Consider the following 23,590-nt stretch of genomic DNA (forward strand, 5'->3'; position numbering starts at 1 on the left):
ATCTGTGCAGCGCAGGGGAATTGTGGCATAACTCCTCCATGGCAATACATGTCTTGGCGGTCCATCGCGACACGGTCGGGACGGAACAGGGCGCGGGCAGCTCGCTTGCCTCCGCCTATTCCGTGGGCGTCTTCTGCTGGCTGCTGTCGGCGGGCGTCTATATCGCCGCGAAATGGGTCTCGGTGGAGATGCCGCCCTGGGCGCTGTGCTTCTGGCGGGTGCTGATCGCCTGGGCGATCCTGATGCCGATCGTCTACCGGCATTTCCCTGCCATGATCGCGCTGGCGCGGGCCCGCGGCCTGGAGCTGCTCGCCATCGGCGGCATCGGGCTCGGGATCTGCCAGGGCCTGATCTTCGTCGGCCTCGAACATGCCGATGCCACGACCGCCGGCATCATCATCGCGCTGATCCCGATCATCACCATGATCCTCGCCCGCTTCATCCTGGCCGAGCCGATGGGGCGCTGGCAGGTGATCGGCTCGATCCTCGCCTTTCTCGGGATACTGGTCATCATCGTCAAGGGCAACCCGGCGGCACTCCTGCGTCTCGATCTCAATCCCGGCGAGCTGTGGATCGTCGCCGGCGCCTTCTGCTTCAGCCTCTATACGGTGCTGCTGCGCCGGGCGAAATTCGATCTGAACCGCCTGGCGCTCCTGGTTCTGCTGCTCGGCGCCGCGGTCGCGACGGCGCTGCCCTTCTACCTCTTCGAGCTTGCCTCCGACGAGCGCTCGGCGCTCAATTCCAGCGGCCTACTGGCACTCGGCTATGTGGCGATCCCGGGCGGCGCGATCATGTATTACCTCTTCAACCGCAGCATTGAGGCGCTGGGCGCGGCGCGCGCCGGCGTGCTGCTCTACATCCAGACGATCTTCATCGCCGTGCTCGCCTATTTCATCCTCGGCGAGCAGCTGCAGCGCTATCATCTCGAAGGCGCAGCCCTCATCGTCGCCGGACTGCTTCTCATCATCCTGCTGAAGTCGAAGGCCGGAGCGGAAGCGACGAAGGCCTGACGCGGGCTGTCGTGATTGCGGCGAGCCCTTGGCAGACAATTTGCTTTCCAGGTGTATTCTCGTGGCGAGCAACATGATGGAAGGTCAAAGATGCCCGAGCAGAGTGAAGAACCGTGGGGCGTGTTCAGCCTGACCGCAGCCTCGAATTTCGCCTTGCGTTGCGCCGAGCTCTCCAGGCAGGAGGGTCATCCAACAGAGCCGCTGCGTGATATCATGACGACACTCATGACCGAGCTATGGGACCGCAACTTCAGCCAATCTGAAATTCGCGATGCATTTGCCGCGGCTGTCGGTCACCTTCCTCGATATGCGGCAGGAGAAGAGCGTCGAAGCAGCGTTTCCAGCGAGCCGTTTACGCATTTCTGATCGAGAGCAATGCCCACTCAACGCCTAACGCCGCCGAGGCCGCATCGCCGCCGAGCGGTTGCTCCCGGAAAAGAGCCACATCCCTAGCTAGGTTGAGGTCCAGTGAGAGTCGGCGATGCTTCCTCATAATCCTCGCTAAACCGGCCTCGCGACAGAAACAGTTCAAGAACGTGCTGCGCCACAGGCTTGATCCGTTCAGCGCATCCCGACCGAATATACTCTGCCTCGCTCTGGAACTGCAGCGTATCCTTTGTGATGCCTTCCAGCATACGCCCCAGCGCATTCACCGCCTGTTCTTCCTCGGCCGAGAAGGCACTGTTCGGCCACACGAGCAGCTGCCCATCGTCCCAGCAGTCATAAAACCCCAGGAAGTATTCGTTGTAATTTACCGCAATGAGCCCTTCGTTCCCCCGAGCAAGAACTTCGACAGCTTCGATAACCCGATTTCGCCACCTTTGTTCAACGACGCGATCTGAGACTTCCTCATCCATAGCGGCCCTCTTCAAGCCAATTCCAGGCGGAGATTAGTGGTTTTTGTGGCGGCTGTAATGACCGCTCCTAGCGGAGGCGGCCAAAACCTGACGCATGCCCATTTCACTTCGTCGCCTTGGTGCGCGCCGTCAGCTTGTTCTCGTGTGGATCACTTAGATCGGCCAGAAGCGCCTCTTCCGGCACTCCGAGGGAGGGGCTCGATCGCCGTGCCGTGTCGCCCCTGCATGCGGCGTGTGGCTAGATGTCGCTCGCAGGGCCGTTGACCGGGCGGAAAGCCCGTATCACGCTGGACAGATGGGACAGAATACACTTTGGCCAGATCTGTTTGTGGCGGGGATCATATTCCTCTTTGTCCTTGATAATACTCTCTATGCGCGGAAGGCCCGGACTTGGGTCGAGACGCCTGCTGAAGTGCTACTATGCCGCTCTCGCGGGGAGGATCAGGTCTTGCTTCACCTCTCCTATGAATTTCGCGGAACGCAGCAAAAGATCGGTCTCAACACTTTTGGCGTCACTAACGATTTCGTCGTGGGGCGGAAAATCATTCTCCTGGTCAATCCGGAGAAGCCGGATCAATGCGTTGTAAGGCGTTGGCCTAGCGCTCATCCGCGATGATATCTGCGCTCGCAGTTGCCCTGCTTCACCTCACCGCCTGCGTCCGCGCCGTCAGCTTGTTGCCGTCGGGATCGCGGAGATAGGCGACGAAGGCGCCATTCGGGCGTTCCGTGGGCGGGGTCTCGATTGCCGTGCCGCCATGCGCGGCACCGGCGGAATGCCAGGCGAGAACATGGGCCTGGCTTGCGGCAGCCATGCCGATCGTTCCGCCATTGGCGGCGGTTGCCGGCTTGCCGTCGATCGGCGTGGTGATCATCAGCCGGCCGCCCTCATGGTCATAGATCAGCCTGCCTCGCGCATCCATCTCGCCGGGCTTGCCGCCCAATGCCGTGAAGGTGGCGTCATAGAAGCGGCGCGACCGCTCCAGGTCGTTGCTGCCGATCATAACGTGGGTGAACATGTTTCATCTCCATAAGCGGGGCTATTCCGGGCTAGCCTAACCGCAGAGATGCGCAGCCGGAAAGCCAAATCAAGGTGGACCTTGCTTTCGCAGCTTTGCGGCACATGTGGCCGTTAGTAGGGAGCGGCATCACGGGCGGCAATCACAACGAGACACACCTTTAGCGCCACCGCGCCAAAAGCGCAGCCGCCGATCAACATGCCGAGGATGGGGTAGAACCGCAATCCAAGGGTCCATCCTATCAGCCAGGTGAACGTCACGCCGACGAGGACTTGACCGGCAATCAGCGATGCCGGCGACCCGCGTCCTTGCATTAGAAAGAACACCACCACGGATAATGGAACGCCGACGAAGACTGCGATCGCGCTTTTCCAAGCGGGGCCACCACCGATCTTTCCACCGAGTGTTCCGCCAACTAATATGGCAAGAAAGACCGCGGCCGAAATGCGCAATAACTCGAGAAACAGCATGGGCGACCTCCCTAATCGCGTGGGTGCTACCGATGTTCGTGTGCAACTCAGGATATGGTGGCACGATTAAGATTCCGCCATGCGCGGCAACACCGGCATGCCAGACGAGAACATAGTCTTGGCTTGCGGCGCCGACGCTGACCGTTCCGCAACAGTCGCCGGCCCGCTGTCGAGAAGGGAGCGGTATGATGGAGGATCACGCTTGCCGGTCTACGACGAAAAAACCGACGATGAGAAGGCGCGCTGGTATTCCAGCGGTGCACGGTTTTACGTGGAGGGACGGCCGCGTTATCCGGCTGCGCTGATAGCCGCAGCCGCAGCCGTCGCGGGGTGGCGGCCGGACAGCCGTATTCTGGAGGTCGGCAGCGGCCCAGGCACCGCCACGCAGGATTTCGCCGCGCGCGGCGGCCGCTTTACCTGCGTCGAGCCGAATGCCGATTTCGTGGCGATTGCGCGTGAAGTCCTCGCCCCTTTTCCCGATGTCTCCTTCCAGACGAGCACGCTGGAGCAGGCCGATCTCCCGGTCCCGTTCGATATCGTTCTTGCCGCATCCTCCTTCCACTGGATCGATCAGCAAAGAGGCGTCCGGCGCATCGGCGAAGTGCTGGCGCCGGGTGGATTTGCCGTGCTGCTGTGGAACAAGGAGCCCCAGCCGGCGGCCGGGCAGGCCGAGGCAGTGGAGGAGGCGTTCCGGCGCTCCGGCTATAAGCAGCCGATCGCGAGACAATCGCGGGATGATGTCGCCGCGGTGTTCCGCGGGCTTGCCAGGCCCTTGCAGACAGAGGCTTTCGAAGAGAGGCTCTTTTGCCATGTCGAGCTTGCCGAAGACTACGGCATCGAGCGCTTCGTCGCCCTGCATCGCAGCCTCTCACCCTTCCTGGCGCTCGCCCCGGAACGGCAGGAACGTGTCGCCGAGGCGTTGACCGGAAACCTTCACGCGCTTCTCGGCCCGGTCATCCCCACGACCCGCATATCGGCCGCCCACATCTTCCAGAAGGCGGAGCGCTGAGGCAAACCGCGGTGCGCGCGAATTCGACCCGATAAAATACTTAAAATTGCAATCCCGGTCTAAGACCTGCGTTAAGCGATTTGTGGCTGAATGGGGCTCTGTGGAGGGTCATCCGCATGCAGGCAAGGCGTTCAAGGGTCATCGTACTAAGCGTCGTGCTGGCAACCGTCGGCGCGCTTATCCCTCTCGCGGTCATGGGCTATGCCTCCTGGAAACTGGCGATAAACAAGGAGCTCCGGGTTCTCGACGAAGCCGGCAATGACGCGATCGCCCGCGCACGCTTCACCTTTGCCGATGCCCGCAAGGCGCTGGTCGATATGGAGGCCTCCGGCGCCGCCCGCTGCTCTCCCGCCCATCTCGCGCTGATGCGCACGCTGACGATCAATACGCCCTCCGTCGAGGAGATCGGCTATTTCGACAACGGCAAGCTCAAATGCACATCCTGGGGCCTGACCGAAGGCGATATCGGCAAGGCTCGCGTCGATTACGTGACGCCTGATGGCGTGGAAGTCACGCTTCGCCTCCAGCCGGCCGTGACCCACGCCAAGCCGATGGTCGCCCTGCATCTGGGAAGCCACAATGTGCTGGTGACGCCGTCCCGCTTCGTCGATGTCGGCCTGCCGCCTGATGTCTCGCTCGCGCTCACGAATTCCACCGGGCTGTTGATCGATGGTAAGAACAGCCCCGATGTCGCCTTCGCGCGCCGCCACCTCGAACAAAAGGCCGATGGCATCGACGGCAGCGACATGTTTGCCACCGTTGCCGATGGCGGCCTTGCCGCCGTGGTCACCGAGCCCGTCACCAAAGTTTATTCACGGCTGCGCGGCGAGCTGCTTCTGCTGCTCCCGGCCGGCCTGTTCATCGCCGCCTTCATCGTCGGCATTGTCGTCTACTTTTCGCGCCGCAGGCTCTCGCCGCGCGGCGAGCTCGAGATCGGCATCCACAAGCGCGAATTCCTCGTGCATTACCAGCCGATCGTCGAGCTTTCGACCGGGGTCTGCGTCGGCGCCGAGGCGCTGGTGCGTTGGAAATGGCCGAGCGGCACGATGGTGCGCCCGGACCTCTTCATCCCGCTCGCCGAGGAAACCGGCCTGATCACCGCGATCACCGATCAGGTCGTCGATGGCGTCATCAGCGATCTCGGGCGCACGCTGGAGCGGGACCGGTCGCTGCACGTCGCGATCAACATCTCCGCCGATGACATCAAGACCGGCCGCTTCCTCGACATGGTGTCGCTGAAACTCAAGAAAACCGGCATCCGCAACGAGCAGATCTGGTTCGAGGCCACCGAGCGGGGTTTCATCGATATCGATGCCGCCCGCATCAGCCTCGATCGCGCCAGAAAGGCCGGCCATTCCGTCGCGATCGACGATTTTGGCACCGGCTATTCCAGCCTGCAATATCTCCAGGGGCTGCCGATGGACGCCTTGAAGATCGACAAGTCCTTTGTCGACACGATCGGCAAGGGCACCGCAACGAGCGCCGTCACCTCCCATATCATCGAGATGGCAAAGGAGCTCGGGCTGTTCACCGTCGCCGAAGGCGTGGAAACCGAGGAGCAGGCGAGCTACCTGCGCGAACACGGTGTGACCTTCGGGCAGGGATGGCTGTTTTCGAAGCCGCTGACGGCGGCCGATTTCATCAAGTTTCACGCAGCCTCGGTGGCACGATACGGCCGCGCCGCCGAGGTCATCCGCGTCGCCGCCTGAGTGCCTGCAATTAGTTATCCGTCTCGTCCGCCTTCGAGGCATTGAACAGGTTCTTCAGAGCGCTGGTCTTGGTCTTCTGCGCTTTGCTGAGCTTCAGGGCGCGGTTGGCGGCCTTGGCCTGTTCCAGCATCATCTCGATCTGGATCTGCTGGATCTCGGTCAGCCGCTCCCACTGCCGGTTCAGGAGGTGGTCGACCTTTTCGTGCAGGTGGCGGATTTCCAGTTCGGCCTTGAGATTGACCTTGTAGTCGTTGAGCGCCCGCAGCCGGTCCTTCGATTCCTGGCGGCGCTGGCTCATCATGATGATCGGCGCCTGCAGCGCGGCGATGGTCGAGAGGATGAGGTTCAGCAGGATGAAGGGATAGGCGTCGAAGGCCCGCTGCTCGCCCATCAGGGCGTTGATGCCCATCCAGACGGCGAGGAACAGGCAGAAAGAGATGATGAAGGTCCAGCTGCCGCCGAAGGTGGCGACGACATCGGCGACGCGGTCGCCGATCGAGCGGCTCTCCTCGTAATCCTCTTCGATGTTTTCGGCCAGCGTATCGTGGCTTCTGAGGCTTTCGACGACCTCGTCCTCGAGGTTGGACAGCTCGCCGCGCTCGTCGCGCAGCAGCTCGGCGATATACTGGCCGCGATAGTCGTCGACGACCTTGCGGTTGATATAGTCGTCCGAGCGCAGGCCGGGATGCTTCTGGCGCATGAAATCGGCAAGGGCGGGGCGCAGGTCGTCGAAATGGATGGCGTCCTTCTTCTTCAGCGCAGCACCGGTGATCGCATCGACGAGGCGCACCGACTTCGCCTTGGCCTGCGCCAGACTGTCGCTGTAGTCCTTCATCTCGACGGTGGCGGCCTCGCCGTGCCCGGCATCGAAATCCACGATCCCGCCTGCGAATTCAAGGGGCTTTTCTTCTGCCATCCGACGATCCTCTGTACCGTTTTTCTGCGCTCTAAACATCAAATCGAACAGGATTGTGACACTATCCGGCGATCCCTGCGAGGCCATTTGCCGCCCCTGCGGCGCTGCTGCATGACATCGGTGATAGCAGCTTCTTGGGGCCGCGATTAACGGCATCAAAAGCTTTTTGCCGTAAGGGAAAGTCATGACTACGAGTGGACTTCGAAACCTGCTTTCGCTGGCCGTTCTGCTTCTGATGATGCTGCTGCCCTTCGCCGCCGCATCGGCTGGTGAAGCGGAGCCATCAGGGATTCCAAGCTCCTGCTGGGCGCCCGCCAACCTCTCGGAAGACATCGCCACCGTGGCCGGCGACGAGAAGCGATGGTCCTGCGATACCCGCGAATTCTCGATCGATGCCGAGCGTGTCCTGCTGCGCTTCGACATTGCCCCCGGCGAGCCGCTTCCCCGTTATTTCCTCTCGCGCCGCGCAGCACTCGACGCCGTCCATCTCCTCGCGATCGACCGCGATGGCGCGATCCGTCAGGATACCATTCCCGCCGCCGCACTCCGGAGTTCCATGGCCGGCGGCTATTTCAAGGCGCACCTGCCTGAGGTCACAGCCGAAACCCGGCAGATCGTCGCCGCCATCGACCTGCCGAGCCACAAGATGACGCTGGAGCGCGCCTATCTCGCCCCGGTCGATGCCGCAGGCGATGTCAGCGACATGCGCTTCGCGCTGCTTCTCGCGGGGCTCGCCGGCATGCTTGTCATGCCGCTGATCTTCAACGCCGCCTTTTACCGGGCGCTGCGCGAAACCTTCGTTCTCTGGCACACGGCGCTCACCTTCTCGCTGCTGGCGACCATTCTCGTCACATCCGGCCTCTCGGTCCTGCTCTTCGATCCGCCGGCGATGACGCTGAGCTGGATGACGACGGTGATCTTCGGCATGACGGTCGCCTCGGGGGCGATGTTCACCTACAGCTTCGTCGAGCCCGGCCTGATGCATCCGCTGCTCAGGCGCGTGCTGCCCTGGTGCGCCGCTTGGGCGATCTTCCTGAGCGTTTTCCACGCGGCCTTCCCCTTCGTCGCCCGCCCCATCCAGTCGAGCGCCTATACGGCCGCCTTCGCTCCCGTCCTTGCCATCTTCATGCTGTCGATGATCGATGCCTGGCGCCGCGGAAGCCGCGCTGCGCGCTACCAGGCGATCGGCTACGCGCCGATGGTCGCGGTCGGCCTGATCCGGCTGGTAACCGGCCTCGTTCCCTGGCTGCACAGCACCGATGCGGCGCTGCTCTTCTATGCCGGCTGCGTCTGCGAAGTGGTCTTCACCACGCTCGGCGTCGCCGAACGTTTCGTCACCATGAAGCGCGAGCGTGACCGCGCCCGCAACGAAGCCGAGCTGCTCGAACGCCTCTCCGAGACCGATGCGCTTACCGCCCTCCTGAACCGCCGCGCCATCGAGCGCCAGTTCGAGCAGCTGCGCGCCGAAGGTTTCTGCGCACTCGCCGTCATCGACATCGATCATTTCAAGGCGATCAACGACGTCAACGGCCACAGCATCGGCGACGAGGTGCTGAAAGCTGTGGCCAACGCCCTCCAGCCCGGCCCGCACGCCCGTGCCTACCGCCTCGGCGGCGAGGAATTCGTCCTCCTGCTGCGCGGCGAGGATGCCGAAACCCAGGCCGAGCTCCGCCGCCAGGCCATCCCCGCCATCGTCGCCCACACCGTCCCCGGCCTCGGCCGCCCGGTCACCGCCAGCATGGGCCTCACCACGCTCGCCGGCTGCGAGGACTTTGCGGCGATCTACGAGCGGGCGGACAAGCTGCTCTACGAAGCCAAGAGCGCCGGGCGGAATCGGACGCGTGGCGGGTGCGTCGGGGCGGCTGTGGGGCAGGGGTTTGCGGGTGAGCGGGCGATGAGGGCGTGAGGGGGCAGCCCCTCCAGAACCTCGTTTACGGGCCCATTACTGTAACGTACTTGCGCAACAGCTAAATCAGAGCACGATCCTCACGGACCCCAATGACCGCGTGCGGTCTTGGTTTCACGGGAGGGAGAGAGCGATGCTAAAGATACTTGGGCTCGTCGTCGCGTCATGGCTGGTATCGGGAATAGCTGTTTTCGCCGCGAACAACGCTGCTAAGCCATCAGCAATAACGCCAGAAGAGGCTCACGAGATAGGTGTCGAAGCTTACATCTATTTCTATCCCTTGATTTCCATGGATGTGACGAGGCGGGTCGGCACCAATGTCCCGCCGGACGCATCGCCTGGCTTCGGCCCGATGAACCGCTTCTCGAACTTTCTGGCTTATCCCACCGCAGATATGCGCGTTGTCGTGCGTCCTAATTTCGATACCCTTTATTCGAGCGGATGGCTGGATCTGACAAAGGAGCCGATGATCGTTTCGGCTCCGGATACCAATGGCCGCTACTACCTGCTCCCGATGATCGATATGTGGACCGACGTCTTTGCGGTGCCTGGCAAACGCACCTCTGGAACTGCCGCCGGCCATTGGGCTGTCGTGCCTCCCGGATGGACGGGACAGCTGCCGGATGATGTTTCGCGCATCGATGCTCCAACGCCATATGTGTGGATCATTGGAAGAACGCAGACGAATGGTCAGAAAGACTATGGGGCCGTCCATGAGATTATGAATGGCTACGCTATCACGCCACTATCGCAATGGGGCAAGCCGCCTGTTCCTGTTCAGGCTACGATCGATCCGGCTGTCGACATGAAAACGCCGCCGTTGGATCAGGTCAACAAGATGCCGGGGCTCGACTACTTCAAATATGCAGCCGAACTGATGAAGGTGAATCCGCCGCATGTAAGCGACTGGTCGATGATCGCCAGATTGAAGCGTATCGGGATTGTGCCCGGAAAGAGCTTCGATCCGGAAGCTCTCGATCCCGCGGTTCGGACGGAATTGGCCAATGCGGCCAGCGATGGGCTGAAAGCGATGCGGGAAAAAAGCCCGACGATATCCCGTGTCGTAAATGGTTGGCAGATGGGCACCGACACGATGGGCGTCTACGGAAATTACTACATGAAGCGCGCGATTGTTGCGTTGGTGGGAATTGGCGCAAATCAGCCAGAAGATGCGGTATATCCCAACAATCTCACCGATGCAGACGGAAAGCCGGTTGTCGGCGGCGACAAGTATGTCATCCACTTTCCGAAGGGCCAATTGCCCCCAGCCGATGCCTTTTGGTCTTTGACCATGTACGATTCCGATGGCTTCCAGGTCGCCAACTCGATGGATCGCTTTGCTATCGGTGACCGCGACGAGCTCAAGTACAATTCTGACGGTTCGCTCGACCTGTACATTCAGCACGACAGTCCCGGCGGAGACAAAGAAAGCAATTGGCTACCGTCGCCAGATTCCGGCGTTCTCGGCATGACGATGCGACTTTACGCCCCAAAAGCCGAAGTGCTGAATGGTAGCTGGGCCCCGCCGCCCGTTCGCAGGCAGCCTTGATGGAAACCTTTGTCTAAGATCGCTGCGAAACTCGACCGCCTAGCGTTACGACAAACGCTGTTGGCATGATCTGAAGATGAAGTGAGTTGTCGGGAACGGGCTTCATCGCAGCCACCGGAACAAGCGCCGCAGCCCCAAAATCAAACAGCTTTCCCCAATGCCGCCAACAGCTTAAACCCATCCTTATCCAAGATTATCCAAATCACAGGATGTAGCGCCTGATGCCGCTGCAATCCGGAACGTACGCCAGGTTGTGGATTTTGTCCTCAGAGGGGTAACAACCTCGAAAGGAAGAGATCATGACAATGCGTTACACGCTCTGCATCCTGCCTTTCGTCGTCATCGCAAGCGGTTGCGTGGCGACGGATCAGAACAGGCACCGTGGGTGTGACGGCAATCGCTTCGTCACATCGGAACAGCATCGCAATCATCGTACTCAAGGTTGCCAGGCAGGCGGCTTCTTCAGCGATTCCCGCACCGACCAAGGGAGTGACAGGAAAGGCGGCCCGTCGCTTCGCACGGCACCGGCGGCCGTTGCTCCGCCGCCACCACCGCCCCCGCCGCTTGACGTTTCCGTCCTATAATCAACTGGACCGGTAAGCCAGAGGCCTTCCGATGCCTCTGGCCGCCGCCGCCCCGGGGGCGATGGCTCAGGCGGAAGGCATCTGCCGCGAAGGCCTCAAAGCGAGACGCAGTCGAGGCAGACCTTTAGGACGCCCGTCAATGCCAGCACGACGCCGGCCACCATGCCCAAGCTTATGATGACGATAATCGGCCAAGCGATCACCAGCTTCTGCCACGGTGTTACGACAAATCGTTCATCGTCGATTTCAGACATATAGATCTTCGGACCGAAATCGATGCTGAAATCGAAGTCGTTTCTCATGTAGAAGATGATCGACCGGATAAACCAGTACCAAGACCAACCGCTGAAGCTGCTCAAGAAGATCAACGCTATCCAAAGCAATGGCCGCCCGTCGCCGCTGTGATCCAATACTTATACCCCACAATGCGTCTTCGCGATTAGGGTTTGTCCCGCGCTATCTGGCAATAGCGCGGAGTGACGCATCATAGACCGGCGGGGAAGCCAAGCCTCAAAGCCTACCACGGCAACACCCCATTATGGTTGAAATACCCAGCCGTCGGCCCGTCTTCGCCGACGGTGGCGAGCTTGACTGCCACTTCGGCGGCCTGTTCCACCGTGCGGTAGCCGCTATTGCCGTTCATCTCGGTCGCGGTATAGCCGGGGTCGGCGGCGTTCACCTTGATGCCGAAGGGTTCGGCGGCCTTGGCGATCGAGACGGTGGCGGCGTTCAGCGCCGATTTCGAGCTGTTGTAGCCGAGCGCATTGATGGCGTAGAACTCGTTCTCCGGATCGAGCAGCGACTGGATGGAGCCGAGCTCGCTGCTCATCATGACGATCCGCCCGGCCTTCGAGGCCTTGAGGAGCGGCATGAAGGCCTGGGTCACGCGGATCGGGCCGAAGACATTCACTTCGTAGACCTTCTTGGTGATCTCGATCGGCTCTTCCAGCGGCGAGATGCCGAAGCCCTCGGCAATGCCGGCATTGTTGACGAGCACGTCGAGCGTGCCGGTCTGTGCGGCAAGCGTCTTGGCCGCGGAGGCGGCGCTCTCGTCGTCGGTGACGTCGAGTTCCAGCCAATGGGCGTCGAGGCCCTGTGCCCTGAGCTTGGCGGCGGCCGCTTCGCCGCGGTCCCGGTCGCGGGCGCCGAGCCAGACGCGGTATCCTTCCGCGGCCAGCCGCCGGGCGATTTCGAAACCGATGCCCTTGTTGGCGCCGGTCACCACTGCAGTCTTCGTATGGGTCATGTTCTCACTCCGTTAGTGGAGCAACAGAGATCGTGTCGATCGCCCCTCCGGCGTGAGCCCTAAAGTCCCGGCTTCTTGCCTATTCCTCCTGACGTGTGATGCGCGCCCGCTGCGCGCCTTGTCTTGCGTCCGGCCGCCATGTCACCATATGTCCATGATGGATGTGATGGACGAATTGCGCGATCGCGCGCTGAAACACGCGGACGGCCGCCTGACGCAGACGCCGGTGCCGCGGGTGACGATCACCCGGGATTCGGCGCGCACCCCGATGATCGCCGGCATCTACGAGCCGATGCTCTGCCTCGTGCTGCAGGGCTCGAAATGCGCCATCATCGGCGACAGGGCGCTGCATTATGACCGCGCCAGCTATTTCGTCGCCAGCATCGAGGTGCCCGGCGCCTGCCAGATCGTCGAGGCGGCCCCCGATCATCCCTATCTGGCGCTGGCGCTGACGCTGGATATCGCCGTGGTCAGCGACATCATCCTGACCATGCCCGATCTGCCGCCGCCTGCCGATGGCCCGGGTTTCGGCATCAGCCCGGTGACGCCGGAGCTCGCCGATGCCTGGCTGCGGCTGGTGAAACTGTTCGACAAGCCGGCCGACATTCCGGTCATGGCGCCGATGCTGGAGCGCGAGATCATCTACCGGCTCTTGCAGGGGCCGCATGGCCCGGCGCTGCGCCAGCTCGTCGTCAGCGACAGCCGCCTCTGCCAGATCCGCCGCGCCATCGGCCATATCCGCGAGAATTTCGACAAGACAATCACCGTTGAAATGCTCGCCTGCATCGCCGGCATGAGCCCGTCGGTCTTCCACAAGCACTTCAAGGACGTGACGGCGATGAGCCCGATCCAGTACCAGAAGAAGCTGAGGCTCCACGAAGCCCGCCGCCGCCTGCTCGCCGATCCCGGCGATACGGCCCGCGTGGCATTCTCGGTGGGCTACGAAAGCGCCACCCAGTTCAGCCGCGAATATACCCGCCAGTTCGGCCGGTCACCGGCGCGCGATGCGGGGCGGCTGCGGGGGCGCGGAGCAGACGCGAGCGAGCTGCTCGAAGGCTGACGCTTCAAGCCGCAGCCCGAACCCGTGCCTCTTCCCTGATCCTGTTGACCATCGAGCGCAGGCCGTTGGAGCGCTGCGCCGAAAGGTTCTCGACGAGGCCGATCTTCGAGAAGGTTTCGAAGGCGTCGAGCGATGCGATTTCCGAGGCGGTCTTGCCGGAATAGGTGGCGAGCACGATGGCGACGAGGCCGCGCACGATATGGGCGTCGGAATCGCCCTCGAAGGTCATGACGGGATTGTCGGCATTGCCGTCCGTATGAGTCACCAGCCACACCTGGCTGGCGCAGCCCATCACCTTGTTCTCCGAGGTCTTCTTGTCGTCTGCAAGATCGGGCAGCGCCTTGCCGAGTTCGATGACATAGCGGTAGCGGTCTTCCCAGTCGTCGAGGAAGGAGAAGTCGTCGATGATTTCGTCAAGCGATGCCATGGGAGCGCGGGCCTTTCCGTGATGCCCTGCATATAGGTGAAGTGGCCGCCGTTTTGAACCATTAAAAAGAAAACGCCGTGAAGGATGGGCATCCTCACGGCGCAGCAAAATGCTGAAATAAACAGGGCAGGCACGTCAGGCACGGGGCGTTCCCTCAAGGGAAGACCGGTGTGCAAGCTTGGTTGCGGGCCGGAGCCCGCGGAATTGGTCAGGAAACCGGGCGTGGCTTCGGGGTCGGGATGACAGCCGGAACGGTTCCGGTGACGACCGCGTCGGAGGCGGCCGCATCATCGATCGGCGGGCGGTACGGCATCGGCTGGTTCAGCGCGGCGGTCTTTTCTTCCTTTGCGGAAGGGGCGAGCGCTGCGGCAGGCGCCAGGGTGGCGAGCGGGGCGACGGCCTTTGCCGCTTCGGCGATCTTGGCGGAAGGCTTGTCCTTCTCGTCGCCGGAAAGCTGGCTGTCGATCAGCTGATAGGCGACGCGGGCGCCTTCGCGGGCCCGGTAGCCGAGCGCGGTCAGCGTTTCGCCGCCCTTGCTGCAGACTTCCGGCTTCTCGCCGCACATGCCGGTAATATAGTCATAGGCGCCGCTGACGGCGGTGAAGGCGTCGGAGAACTGGACCTGGGGGTCGTTGGCGAGGCGCGTCGAGCTTTCCGAGCTGAAAAGCGGCAAGAGCACCAGCACAAGTCCGAACCAGAAGCTTCCTTTGATCAGTAGTCTCATTGTCGTTGCCCATCCTGTTTTCCCGTCCGGTCTTGTTGCCGAATCAAGGTCCGTTTCCGGTGTGCTTTCACCCTAGCGCGGAAGTGCGAATGCCACTTTTCGAAACTCCGCGGCATTTGCGGCAAATTTAATTCGAATTTTAAATAAAGGCCGTTGGACCGTATTTCAGTCAAATTGTAGCCATCGGCGTTAAGCATGGCGGGACCTGCCGCCTGTAATTGCAGGGAATCTCAATGGCGGGCTCGCCGCAAAAGTTAACGCGAAGCTGAAATGCGAGCGAAATCCATCGCTTACCCCCTATTAACCACAAAAAACAAAGGAGCTTCCGGATGGTCCAAAATGGGACTTTTGCCGCCTTCCGGCTGTGGAGGTGGCCTTTGCCTTATCCTTTCTTTAAGCGGCCAGGGCCTATTGTCCGGTCTTGTTAAAGAGCCTTTTCGGGCGGGTATTGCGTGCGAGTATTGAGTGACATCGGCAACCGGGCAGCAGCCCTCGTGGACCGGGCAGCGGCAAGCTGGCTTTCCCGCACGGGCAGCGGCGAGGCCGTGGCCGAACGCGAACTTGCTATTCTCCGCCGCCTCGCTCTCCTGTCTTCGGGTGCGCTGATTGCGGCGCCCGCCGGCCTCTCCTTTATAACCAGCCCTGCCGTGGCGCTGCCTGCCGGTGTCGCCACCGTCTGTGCCGCCTTCCTGTTTTCGGCCGTCGGCAGCATCGCGCTGTCGCGCCAGACGCAGGCGACGGTTTCGATTGCCTCGCAGCCGGCCGAAGACTTCTTCCTGGAAAACAGCGCCGGCCTCGTGCTCTTCCTCGATGCGCAGGGCAACGTCACCGCGTCCGGCGGCCGCGATATCAGCGACTATCTCGCCTGGATGCGCGAGCCGAAGGGCCGCGGCTTCATCGAGCAGGTGCATGTCTCCGACCGCATCCTCTTCCTGCAGGCGCTCGATCAGCTGCGCCAGGGCGATGAGTCCGTCAGCGTCGATCTCAGGCTCGACCGTCCCGGCGTCTCGCGGGATCTGCGCCAGTTCGCCTATCTGCGCATGGATATGACTGCGCGCCGCGATGGCGAGGGTCAGCTTGCCGCCGTCATCGCCCAGCTGCACGATGTCTCGGTCGAGCAGCAGCTGCGCATGGATGCGCAAAGCCGCGCCGCCGATGCCGAATCGGCGAATGACGCGAAATCCCGCTTCCTCGCTGCCGTCAGCCACGAGCTGCGCACGCCGCTGAACGCCATCCTCGGCTTCTCGGATATCCTGCTCGGCGAGTATTTCGGCAAGTTCGAGAACGAGCGCCAGCGCGAATATGTCGGCCTGGTACGCGATTCCGGCGCCCATCTGCTGTCGGTCGTCAACACCATGCTCGACATGAGCAAGATCGAAGCCGGGCGCTACGAACTGATGCTCGAGCCCTTCGATATCGGCGCCTCGATCCGCTCCTGCGAGGCGATGCTGGCGCTGCAGGCGAAGAGCAAGGGCGTGACGTTGACGAGCCGCATCCAGCGCGATCTCGACGAGGTCGTTGCCGATCAGCGCGCCATCCAGCAGATCCTCATCAATCTCGTCGGCAATGCCGTGAAGTTCACGGAGCAGGGCGGGGCGGTCACTATCGACGCGTCGGTGCGTGGCGGCATCCTGCAGCTCAGCGTCAGCGATACCGGCATCGGCATTCCGACGGACAAGCTCGCCATGCTCGGCCAGCCGTTCATGCAGATCCAGAACGATTATACCCGCCAATATGAAGGCACAGGCCTCGGCCTGTCGCTGGTCAAGGGGCTGGTGGCGCTGCATGGCGGCCACTTTGCGCTGGCCAGCGCGCCGGGCGAGGGCACCATTATCACCATATCGATCGCGGCGGATGGTTCCGGCGCCTCTGCCGCCGATGCGGCACGGGAGACGGCCGTCGAGTTTCCGCCGCGCCTGAAGACTGCGGCAGCACCGGCTGCCGGTTTGGAAGAGGGGCTGTTCGATGGCCGCGCGCAAGCGAAAATCGCCTAAGGGGAAGAGGGGCCGGCAGCAGCCGGGTCTGCTTCTCACGGGGGCAGCCGCCTTGGGCGGCGTTGGCATGACGGGCGCTTCGATGCTCGGCGGCGTCGTTGCGCGCAATCCTTCGGTCGCGGGCGGCACCGTCGCCTTCGTCGTAATCTTCTCCTTCGTTGCCGCCAATGCGCTCTGGTATCAGCCGGGCAACCACCCGCATCCCTTCTTCCGCACCCGCGATCTGACCTCGCCCTTCTCGATCGGCCGCCCGTCGATAGAGGAGCCGCATCCGGGCGACGTCACCACCTTCAAGATCGAGCGCCCGGGCGAAGAGGGCGATGCCTCGACAACCAACGCCACGCCGCCCGCCAATGCGGCCGCCGGCCAGCAGCCGAATCAGCTGGTCATGGACATCCAGAAGGAGCTGATCCGTCGCGGCCTCTATAACGGCACCGCAGACGGCGTCATCGGCCCGCGCACCAGCGCCGCCATCCTGTTCTTCGAGGAAACCGTCGGCATGCCGCAGAGCGGCGACGCGACGCCGGATGTGCTCGCCGCCCTGAAGACCGATTCCGTCGGCCCCTCGACCATCCCCGCCGAAAAGCCGCGCGAGGACGTCACCTCCCAGGCCTCGGCGGAAGACCCGGTCGCCGCCGCAATCCGCAGCGCCGAAAAGCAGGTGAAGACCGCACCCGCCGCCCCCAAGCAGGTCACCTCCGGCGAGCTCACCAGCGTTGATCTGGTCCTGAAGATCCAGAAGGGCCTCGCCAACATGGCCTACGCCAATGTCGGCGTCGACGGCGTCGCCGGCGAACAGACCCGCGCCGCCATCCGCCACTTCCAAAAGCACTATAATCTGCCCGAGAATGGCGAGCCGAACGAGGCGGTGCTGAGGAAGCTCAAGGAAATCGGCGCGATTTAACCCGAGTCGAAATTCTCGTTTTGATTGAACTGAATGCAGGCCGACCCGTCATGGGAGGTGTGGATTTGGTAAAATTGGTACGTATGCGTTTCGCAACTAATGACAGATTGTCGCAGGTTCGACCCTTTTCAAGGGTGCAGAAATACTCCAATTTTGCCCTTTTTTCTATTTAAGTTGCTGTAAATATAGAGAAACGGCGGCGGCTTCACTGAACTGCGCTCGTATCCATGGATGCTTTATTAGCGATTAATGGATGATACTCACAAAAATATGATGTAAATTCCGGGTGCTCTTGGTGCTATTCATCCAAGTGCGACCGGGGGGCCAGTGAGGAGCATAACACTGTGACCGATTTGTCACTTTCCCGCAGTTGAAAGATACCAGTCGGATGGTATCTTTCTCTCGTCGCCACGCAGCGGGCAGCCAGGCACGTCCTTTCACCGGGTCGCAGCCGTCCCCCGCCAGGATCAATCAAATGTTGCGTGAACCTTCTTATGGCGGGTTGGGCGAACAGGACGGCTCAGACCGCGCCATGTATCGCTCGATCGCCTCGATCACCGATCTTGAAAATCCCCGGCTCTACAAGGCCCTTCATGATCACTTCGCGGCGGTCTATCCCGTCACGGCCAAAACCGGCGCTTCCGAGTTTCACCTCGGTGGAGGCCAGACCTTCCGCCTGCACCGCGGGCTGAACGACCTCAATTTCGAGATCACCTACACGGATATTTCCCGTTTTGCGGCAGTTACCCGTTCGCTCAACTCCAGAACGAAGAAATACGCCAAGGGTGGCCTGCAGTGGAGTACGTCGCGGGTTGCTGCTCCCAAGCAACTTCTGGCGCTCCCGCGTCCACTCGACGAGCCGCGTGCTCCCGAGGACGTGCTGATGTCGATCTTCCATCTCGATCTGAACGACTCGGCCGAGACGGAACGCAGAATCACCACATGCATTGCCGCTCTCTATCCATCCGGCCCGCGTTTGGGCGGCGGACAGCAGAGCAATGATGCCCAGACCACCATGTCCAATCTGGCCGACTGGCTCTCCTTTCAGGATGTCCGGCAGATTCTCCAGATCGACGACGCCGATCACGCCGCCACCATGCTGATCTCGATGATGTTCGGCGGCTTTGCTTCCCGCATGAGCGCGGGCGAGGGCCTGCCCGACAGGGCCGCTCTCATCGGCTATCTGAAGAGCTGCATCCAGCTCTTCGTCCGCGGCTGCCGCCGCCACGACGCCTGAAATCGCTGAGGTCCGGCCGCTTCTCTCGCGGCCGGCTCACGACCCTGCATTCCCCAATGAAGCCATAGTTCGGCAAGATCGGCCACCAGGAAGGAGCTCGTCTAGCTCGTTGCTTTTGTTAATTTTTTCTTAATGAGGCCACCCGGTTATGCACAGCAAACCCGCTCCGGATGGTCGAAATGTGGTAAAAATACAACGAGCGGAACTTCCGGCATAATTTTGGTACGAAGACGTTTATTAAATAATTGACGACTCCGGGGTCCCCTGTTCATATCCAGCCCGTGACCGAAGCAAATGTTCGGAAACGCATGGCGGACTGAAATTTCAGGGGACCGCATCCATCGCGCTAAGCAAAGAGCCAACCTTGGGGTTGGCCTCTGGAACGGAGACAGAAAATGAACATCAAGAGCCTCCTTCTCGGCTCCGCTGCTGCTCTCGCAGTAGTATCCGGTGCACAGGCTGCCGACGCTATCGTCGCCGCTGAACCGGAAGCAGTAGAATACGTCAAGGTTTGCGACGCTTACGGCACCGGCTACTTCTACATCCCGGGCACCGAGACCTGCCTCAAGATCGGCGGCTATGTCCGCTTCGACGTCGGCTTTGGCGCTGGCGACGGCTATGACAACAACGGTGGCGAAGACTGGGAAACCCACACTCGCGCACACGTCTCGTTCGACGCCAAGAGCGACACTGAATACGGCCCGCTGACCAGCCGTATCGTTCTCGAAGCTAACCGTTATGCGGGTGGCCCGAACCTGACGAACGACGCTGACTTCCCGGGTGCTGCCAATGCTGCATACGGCGGTTCTGACGGCATGAACATCGACGAAGCCTACATCGATTTCGCTGGCTTCCGCGTTGGTCGCTTTGCGAGCTGGTGGGATAACGACTTCTCGGGTGAGTCGGATATCATGGGTAACGTCACCAAGACGAACTCCATCCGCTACCAGTACGACAGCGGCAGCTTCTACGCTGGCCTCGCTCTTGAAGACGTCGGCGCTTATGACGGCCGCGGCTTTGCTGTAAACGACAACAACGGTCTCGGCATCGACGGCAGCATTGGCGGCCAGGTCGGCGGCTTCACCTGGGCGGTTTACGGCGGTTACGACGCTTCGGTTCAGGAAGGTGCTGTAACGGCACGTATCGGCGCTGATATCGGTCCGGGCAAGTTCGAACTGGCCGGCATCTACTCGAGCGATCCGTCTGCTTACTACAACGCCGGCGAATGGGCGATTGCAGCTCAGTACGCTCTGAAGGCCACTGACAAGCTGACGGTTACCCCGGAAGTTCAGTACACCGACAAGATCGATCTGGACTCCACGGGCAGCTACGACAACGGCAACATGTGGCGTGCTGGCGTAACGCTGAACTACCAGATCGTCGAAAACCTCTCGACCGAACTGACGGCTACCTACGTCAAGGAAGACCACGATGGCCGTTCGGACGACGACTACGTCGAAGGCTTCTTCCGCCTGCAGCGCGACTTCTAATCATACGACATAACCGATTTGGTGACCTCCAATCGGTTTCGAAGGAGAGGGCCCGGTATCCCAGCTGGGCCCTTTCTTCTTTTGAAGATCATGAATGCGCGACGTGGAAGACCAACGCTCGCGATTTTACGGCAGCAAGCCGTTGGCAAAAATCTTCAGGCTTGATCCCAGATAAGCCTTCGTGCGCTTGGCGCGTACATCGAGATCGGCGCCGGTGCGGTCGATGCTGAGGCTGCCGAAGACGATGCCGATCAGCATCGTGGCTGCGGCATCGGCATCGATGGAAATGATCCGGCCCTTGTCGCTCAGCCCTCGCAGCCAGCTGGCGAGCTCGGCGCGTGCCATGTCGAAATCCTGGCGCAGCTGCGGCACGAATTCGGTGGCTTCCCAGGCGACTTCGGCGAGGAAATACTGCCGCATGTTGGCGGGGCTCGGCGCCTCGTTGTCATCGACAGCGAAGACCTGGCCGAGCAGCGTGTCGAGTGCCGCGCCGTCCGCCGCTTCCGGAAAGTCGAAGACAGAACCGCTCCGCGCCTTCAAGGCTGCGGAGAGCAGGTCGCCCTTGGCTTCATAGAAATCGTAGAAGGTCCGCTTGGAGATGCCGCAGCGCGCCGCGATGATGTCGACGGTCGTGTTGGCGTAGCCGAGTTCGATGAAGACATCGGTGCCGGCCTCGATGATGTCGGCCTGGCGCTGGTCTAGATCGATGCTCTTCGGTCGCCCGCGCGGCCGCTTCTGCTTTTCTTCGGTGTTCGAGCTCACATTTCCCCTGCGCGCGCACGTGTTATTTTCATCCCTGCGGCACTGATACATGAAGAGGCGCGGCGGGTACAGCGCCTCAATGTCGCGAATATGTTACAGGGATTTGACTGCCTGCGTGAATATCGTTGCACCGAAAAATATTGCGTGCGATCCGTCAGGTGATAAGTTCCCTGACGACAAGGCGAGAGGGCGATTTTCGATTGGCCTCCGCTCCGGGGGATTGAATGGAAAGCGCCTACAGACGCCGCAAGCAGCCTGAGCTCGTCAGGCGCAACCTGCTCGATGAGGCAAGGAAGCTTGCCGTCACCGAGGGTCTTGCCGCCGTCACCATGCAGGCCGTCTCGGAAGCCGCCGGCGTCACCAAGGGCGGTTGCATCCACCATTTTCCGAGCAAGAAGGACCTGATCGAAGCCGTCTTCGACGAGCTGCTGCAGGCGATCGACAAGGATATCGAGGGGCGCATGGCGCGCGATCCCGAGCCCTATGGTTCCTTCACCCGCGCCTATATCAATTCCGTCTTCGACAAGAACGAACGGATGAACGGCGGCCATTGGGCGCCGCTGACGATCTCGGCACTGACCGACCCCTATCTGCGCACGCTGGTTGCCGATTGGGCCAATGCCCGCGCTGAACGCCACAGCGCCACCGATGGCGACATGCATCTGCGTATTGCCCGCTTTGCCGCCGACGGCATCTGGCTCGCCAATCTCTATAGGGTCGATATCTCCGACGCGGAGAAGATCAAGGCCGACCTTCTCTCGGTCACCGAAAGGCCACGGGCAAAGGTCTGATACCGCCGCCTACAACCTAAGTCTAAGTCCCCGGAATTTTTGCAACTTGTTAACCATAATGCCTGACGCTCCGCTAATGTACCGGGGGAGCTTTGTCATGCAGGCAATGAGGGCGGTCGATGTATCTGAAGAGGGGAATGCGAAGCCGGAGGACCCGGCGTTGCGGCATATCCTGTCGAAGCTGGCCGAGGAGGCATCGACGCTCGGCATAGACCTCGTCGATATTGCCGGTGCCATTCAGGACATGGCGGCGATGTCCGCTCGCCACGCCAATGCCTTCGACGACGTGACGCGCACGGCGCTCTCGATTGCCGAAACCAACCGGGCGGTTGCCGTGTCGCTGCGCGAGACCGACCAGACCGCCGCCGATGCCCGCCACATGCTGAAGGAATCGGCCGGGCGGCTCTCGGGGTCGGTCGAGGAGATCGGCCATATGCTGCGCTCCTCAGAGGAGATCAGCGCCGAGATCAGCACGTTTGCCCGCTCGCTCTCCGATGTCGACGCCGTCGCCGGCGAGATCGGCACCATCGCCCGCCAGACCAACCTGCTTGCCCTCAATGCGGCGATCGAGGCGGCCCGCGCCGGTGAGGCAGGCAAGGGCTTTGCCGTCGTCGCCTCCGAGATCCGCGCCCTCTCGCTGCAGACCTCCAAGGCAACCGGCCTGATCCAGGAAACGCTCGATCAGCTGCGCGCCAAGATCGGCAGGCTCTCGGCCGCCGGCAGCGGCGCGCGCGATAGTGCCGCCAGCGTCAAGGAGAAGTCGCAGGCCATGCACGGCGCCTTCCACAGCATGGAGCAGGTGATCACCCAGATCCTCGACAGCTCCTCGGTCATGGCCAACACGACCGAAGCGGTCGATCGCCAATGCGCCGGCTTCGTCGCCGCGCTTGGTGAAATGTCGGCCGAGGTGCTGGAATCCAACGGCAAGCTGCAGCACGCCGCCAAGCGTGTCGATAGCGTCGTCGGCCTGTCGGAAAAGCTGGTGCAGCTGACGGCGAGCGCCGGTGTCGAAACCGCCGACAGCCGCTGGATCGCCCGCGCCCAATCGGTCGCCGCCGACATCTCCACTGCCTTCGAGCGGGCTCTGTCATCCGGCCAGATCCGCCTGGAAGCGCTCTTCGATCGAAACTATCGGCCGATCCCCGGCACCGATCCGGTGCAGCTGATCGCAGGTTTCACCGAACTCACAGACCGCCTTTTACCGCCGATCCAGGAGCCGGCCGCTACCTCCGACGAGCGCATCGCCTTCTGCGCCGCGATCGACGAAAACGGCTACCTGCCGACCCATAATCGCAAGTTCTCCGAGCCGCAGCGCCCCGGCGACACCGCCTGGAACACCGCCAACTGCCGCAACCGCCGCATCTTCAACGATCGCGTCGGCCTCTCGGCAGGCAGGAGCACCGCACCCTTCCTGGTGCAGACCTACCGGCGCGACATGGGCGGCGGCAATTTCGTGATGATGAAGGACATCTCCGCCCCGATCACCGTCCGCGGACGGCATTGGGGCGGGCTGAGGCTGGCGGTCAAGGTCTAGCGTAACCGCCGCCTGTTGCCCTATACGAAGCATATGAGACTCCGCACCGACATCTTCGTTTCCGCCCTGCTGCGCCGGGTCTTCGCCATGGGCGATTTCGCCGCCGTGGAGAAGAAGGGCGCGGAAGAGGCGGGCGCGGTCTTCATCCGCCAGCATTTCCGCGACGGGCTGGAGACGCTGTACGGCCCAGCGCCGCAGAGCTTCTTCGATGAGGAGGAGAGTGCCGGACGGCTGTTCGAGATCCGCCTCGACCGGCAGGAGCCGGATGCCGTGCGCGAATTGCTGGAGCGCGAGCGCAGGTTCGATCCCGATCTGTGGATCGTCGAGCTCGAAACGGCAGATGCGGCATCGCTGCTGCCGCTGGCGGTAGAAAAGAAGAACCCGCTCTGAATGAG

General features: G+C 61.8%; 25 protein-coding genes. 16 read left to right on the plus strand and 9 right to left on the minus strand.

From position 1 onward, the window contains the following. The first annotated feature begins 38 nt into the window (after positions 1 to 38). Both ACEN84_RS14195 and ACEN84_RS14200 read left to right on the plus strand, forming a co-directional pair. Positions 39 to 1,010, plus strand: a complete 972-nt coding sequence (locus ACEN84_RS14195) for a DMT family transporter (protein WP_413711230.1) — start codon at positions 39 to 41, stop codon at positions 1,008 to 1,010. Between the two features lie 90 nt (positions 1,011 to 1,100). After that, entirely contained in the window at positions 1,101 to 1,376 is a 276-nt protein-coding gene (locus ACEN84_RS14200) for a hypothetical protein (protein ID WP_413711231.1), read from the plus strand. 83 nt (positions 1,377 to 1,459) lie between these two features. Here the strand turns inward: ACEN84_RS14200 and ACEN84_RS14205 are convergent, their stop codons facing one another. Continuing rightward, the gene (locus ACEN84_RS14205) at positions 1,460 to 1,867 is read right to left on the minus strand and encodes a hypothetical protein (RefSeq protein WP_413711232.1); all 408 of its coding nucleotides are present in this window, start codon (positions 1,865 to 1,867) and stop codon (positions 1,460 to 1,462) included. 295 nt (positions 1,868 to 2,162) lie between these two features. Between ACEN84_RS14205 and ACEN84_RS14210 the strand changes: the two genes are divergently transcribed. Further along, positions 2,163 to 2,483 (plus strand): DUF3592 domain-containing protein, encoded by a 321-nt coding sequence (locus ACEN84_RS14210; protein WP_413711233.1) that lies wholly within the window; start codon positions 2,163 to 2,165, stop codon positions 2,481 to 2,483. Between the two features lie 25 nt (positions 2,484 to 2,508). On the opposite strand, the gene ACEN84_RS14215 is transcribed toward ACEN84_RS14210, so the two are convergent. Further along, positions 2,509 to 2,883, minus strand: coding sequence for a VOC family protein (locus ACEN84_RS14215; protein WP_413711234.1), 375 nt, complete (start codon positions 2,881 to 2,883; stop codon positions 2,509 to 2,511). A 113-nt stretch (positions 2,884 to 2,996) separates the two neighbouring features. Further along, complete coding sequence (locus ACEN84_RS14220) at positions 2,997 to 3,353, minus strand: hypothetical protein (protein WP_413711235.1); 357 nt, start codon at positions 3,351 to 3,353, stop codon at positions 2,997 to 2,999. Positions 3,354 to 3,555: 202 nt separating this feature from the next. Here ACEN84_RS14220 and ACEN84_RS14225 point away from each other — a divergent pair, with 202 nt between their 5' ends. Both ACEN84_RS14225 and ACEN84_RS14230 read left to right on the plus strand, forming a co-directional pair. After that, on the plus strand, positions 3,556 to 4,362 hold the full coding sequence (locus ACEN84_RS14225; RefSeq protein WP_413711236.1) for a class I SAM-dependent methyltransferase: 807 nt from the start codon (positions 3,556 to 3,558) through the stop codon (positions 4,360 to 4,362). A 116-nt stretch (positions 4,363 to 4,478) separates the two neighbouring features. Then, on the plus strand, positions 4,479 to 6,071 hold the full coding sequence (locus ACEN84_RS14230; RefSeq protein WP_413711237.1) for an EAL domain-containing protein: 1,593 nt from the start codon (positions 4,479 to 4,481) through the stop codon (positions 6,069 to 6,071). Between the two features lie 10 nt (positions 6,072 to 6,081). On the opposite strand, the gene ACEN84_RS14235 is transcribed toward ACEN84_RS14230, so the two are convergent. Beyond that, the gene (locus ACEN84_RS14235) at positions 6,082 to 6,987 is read right to left on the minus strand and encodes a DUF1003 domain-containing protein (protein WP_413711238.1); all 906 of its coding nucleotides are present in this window, start codon (positions 6,985 to 6,987) and stop codon (positions 6,082 to 6,084) included. A gap of 184 nt (positions 6,988 to 7,171) precedes the next feature. Here ACEN84_RS14235 and ACEN84_RS14240 point away from each other — a divergent pair, with 184 nt between their 5' ends. From ACEN84_RS14240 to ACEN84_RS14250, 3 genes are all read left to right on the plus strand, one after another. Further along, on the plus strand, positions 7,172 to 8,893 hold the full coding sequence (locus ACEN84_RS14240) for a diguanylate cyclase (protein WP_413711239.1): 1,722 nt from the start codon (positions 7,172 to 7,174) through the stop codon (positions 8,891 to 8,893). Between the two features lie 133 nt (positions 8,894 to 9,026). Next, positions 9,027 to 10,442 (plus strand): DUF1254 domain-containing protein, encoded by a 1,416-nt coding sequence (locus ACEN84_RS14245; RefSeq protein ID WP_413711240.1) that lies wholly within the window; start codon positions 9,027 to 9,029, stop codon positions 10,440 to 10,442. Positions 10,443 to 10,741: 299 nt separating this feature from the next. After that, entirely contained in the window at positions 10,742 to 11,026 is a 285-nt protein-coding gene (locus ACEN84_RS14250; RefSeq protein ID WP_413711241.1) for a hypothetical protein, read from the plus strand. Positions 11,027 to 11,121: 95 nt separating this feature from the next. Here ACEN84_RS14250 and ACEN84_RS14255 read toward each other — a convergent pair whose 3' ends face one another. Both ACEN84_RS14255 and ACEN84_RS14260 read right to left on the minus strand, forming a co-directional pair. After that, positions 11,122 to 11,436 carry a hypothetical protein gene (locus ACEN84_RS14255; protein ID WP_413711242.1) on the minus strand — a complete coding sequence of 105 codons (315 nt, stop codon included), beginning with the start codon at positions 11,434 to 11,436 and terminating at the stop codon, positions 11,122 to 11,124. Positions 11,437 to 11,543: 107 nt separating this feature from the next. After that, complete coding sequence (locus ACEN84_RS14260; RefSeq protein ID WP_413711243.1) at positions 11,544 to 12,272, minus strand: SDR family oxidoreductase; 729 nt, start codon at positions 12,270 to 12,272, stop codon at positions 11,544 to 11,546. 166 nt (positions 12,273 to 12,438) lie between these two features. Between ACEN84_RS14260 and ACEN84_RS14265 the strand changes: the two genes are divergently transcribed. After that, positions 12,439 to 13,332 (plus strand): AraC family transcriptional regulator N-terminal domain-containing protein, encoded by an 894-nt coding sequence (locus ACEN84_RS14265; protein WP_413711244.1) that lies wholly within the window; start codon positions 12,439 to 12,441, stop codon positions 13,330 to 13,332. A 4-nt stretch (positions 13,333 to 13,336) separates the two neighbouring features. Here the strand turns inward: ACEN84_RS14265 and ACEN84_RS14270 are convergent, their stop codons facing one another. Continuing rightward, a complete protein-coding gene (locus tag ACEN84_RS14270; protein ID WP_413711245.1) occupies positions 13,337 to 13,759 on the minus strand; it encodes a SufE family protein in 423 nt (140 codons plus the stop codon). 208 nt (positions 13,760 to 13,967) lie between these two features. Beyond that, positions 13,968 to 14,483 (minus strand): DUF5330 domain-containing protein, encoded by a 516-nt coding sequence (locus ACEN84_RS14275; protein ID WP_413711246.1) that lies wholly within the window; start codon positions 14,481 to 14,483, stop codon positions 13,968 to 13,970. Between the two features lie 452 nt (positions 14,484 to 14,935). On the opposite strand from ACEN84_RS14275, the gene ACEN84_RS14280 reads away from it, so the two are divergent. The 4 genes from ACEN84_RS14280 (at position 14,936) to ACEN84_RS14295 (ending at position 20,108) form a co-directional block, all read left to right on the plus strand. Beyond that, a complete protein-coding gene (locus ACEN84_RS14280) occupies positions 14,936 to 16,477 on the plus strand; it encodes a sensor histidine kinase (RefSeq protein ID WP_413711247.1) in 1,542 nt (513 codons plus the stop codon). Then, positions 16,449 to 17,381 carry a peptidoglycan-binding protein gene (locus ACEN84_RS14285; RefSeq protein WP_413711248.1) on the plus strand — a complete coding sequence of 311 codons (933 nt, stop codon included), beginning with the start codon at positions 16,449 to 16,451 and terminating at the stop codon, positions 17,379 to 17,381. Before ACEN84_RS14280 ends, ACEN84_RS14285 begins: the two co-directional genes overlap by 29 nt. A 475-nt stretch (positions 17,382 to 17,856) precedes the next feature. Next, complete coding sequence (locus ACEN84_RS14290; protein ID WP_413711249.1) at positions 17,857 to 18,618, plus strand: hypothetical protein; 762 nt, start codon at positions 17,857 to 17,859, stop codon at positions 18,616 to 18,618. 395 nt (positions 18,619 to 19,013) lie between these two features. Next, complete coding sequence (locus ACEN84_RS14295; RefSeq protein WP_413711250.1) at positions 19,014 to 20,108, plus strand: porin; 1,095 nt, start codon at positions 19,014 to 19,016, stop codon at positions 20,106 to 20,108. Between the two features lie 126 nt (positions 20,109 to 20,234). On the opposite strand, the gene ACEN84_RS14300 is transcribed toward ACEN84_RS14295, so the two are convergent. Further along, a complete protein-coding gene (locus ACEN84_RS14300; RefSeq protein ID WP_413711251.1) occupies positions 20,235 to 20,870 on the minus strand; it encodes a TetR/AcrR family transcriptional regulator in 636 nt (211 codons plus the stop codon). A 224-nt stretch (positions 20,871 to 21,094) separates the two neighbouring features. Here ACEN84_RS14300 and ACEN84_RS14305 point away from each other — a divergent pair, with 224 nt between their 5' ends. The 3 genes from ACEN84_RS14305 to ACEN84_RS14315 all read left to right on the plus strand — a co-directional run bounded on the left by ACEN84_RS14305 (position 21,095) and on the right by ACEN84_RS14315 (position 23,585). After that, on the plus strand, positions 21,095 to 21,661 hold the full coding sequence (locus tag ACEN84_RS14305; RefSeq protein WP_413711252.1) for a TetR/AcrR family transcriptional regulator: 567 nt from the start codon (positions 21,095 to 21,097) through the stop codon (positions 21,659 to 21,661). A 97-nt stretch (positions 21,662 to 21,758) separates the two neighbouring features. Continuing rightward, positions 21,759 to 23,195 (plus strand): methyl-accepting chemotaxis protein, encoded by a 1,437-nt coding sequence (locus ACEN84_RS14310; protein ID WP_413711253.1) that lies wholly within the window; start codon positions 21,759 to 21,761, stop codon positions 23,193 to 23,195. A gap of 33 nt (positions 23,196 to 23,228) precedes the next feature. After that, entirely contained in the window at positions 23,229 to 23,585 is a 357-nt protein-coding gene (locus ACEN84_RS14315; protein WP_112719138.1) for a DUF1491 family protein, read from the plus strand. The last annotated feature ends 5 nt before the right edge of the window (positions 23,586 to 23,590 follow it).

The organism is Rhizobium sp. Rhizsp82 (genome assembly GCF_047325115.1).
In the GTDB taxonomy this organism is placed as follows: domain Bacteria; phylum Pseudomonadota; class Alphaproteobacteria; order Rhizobiales; family Rhizobiaceae; genus Rhizobium.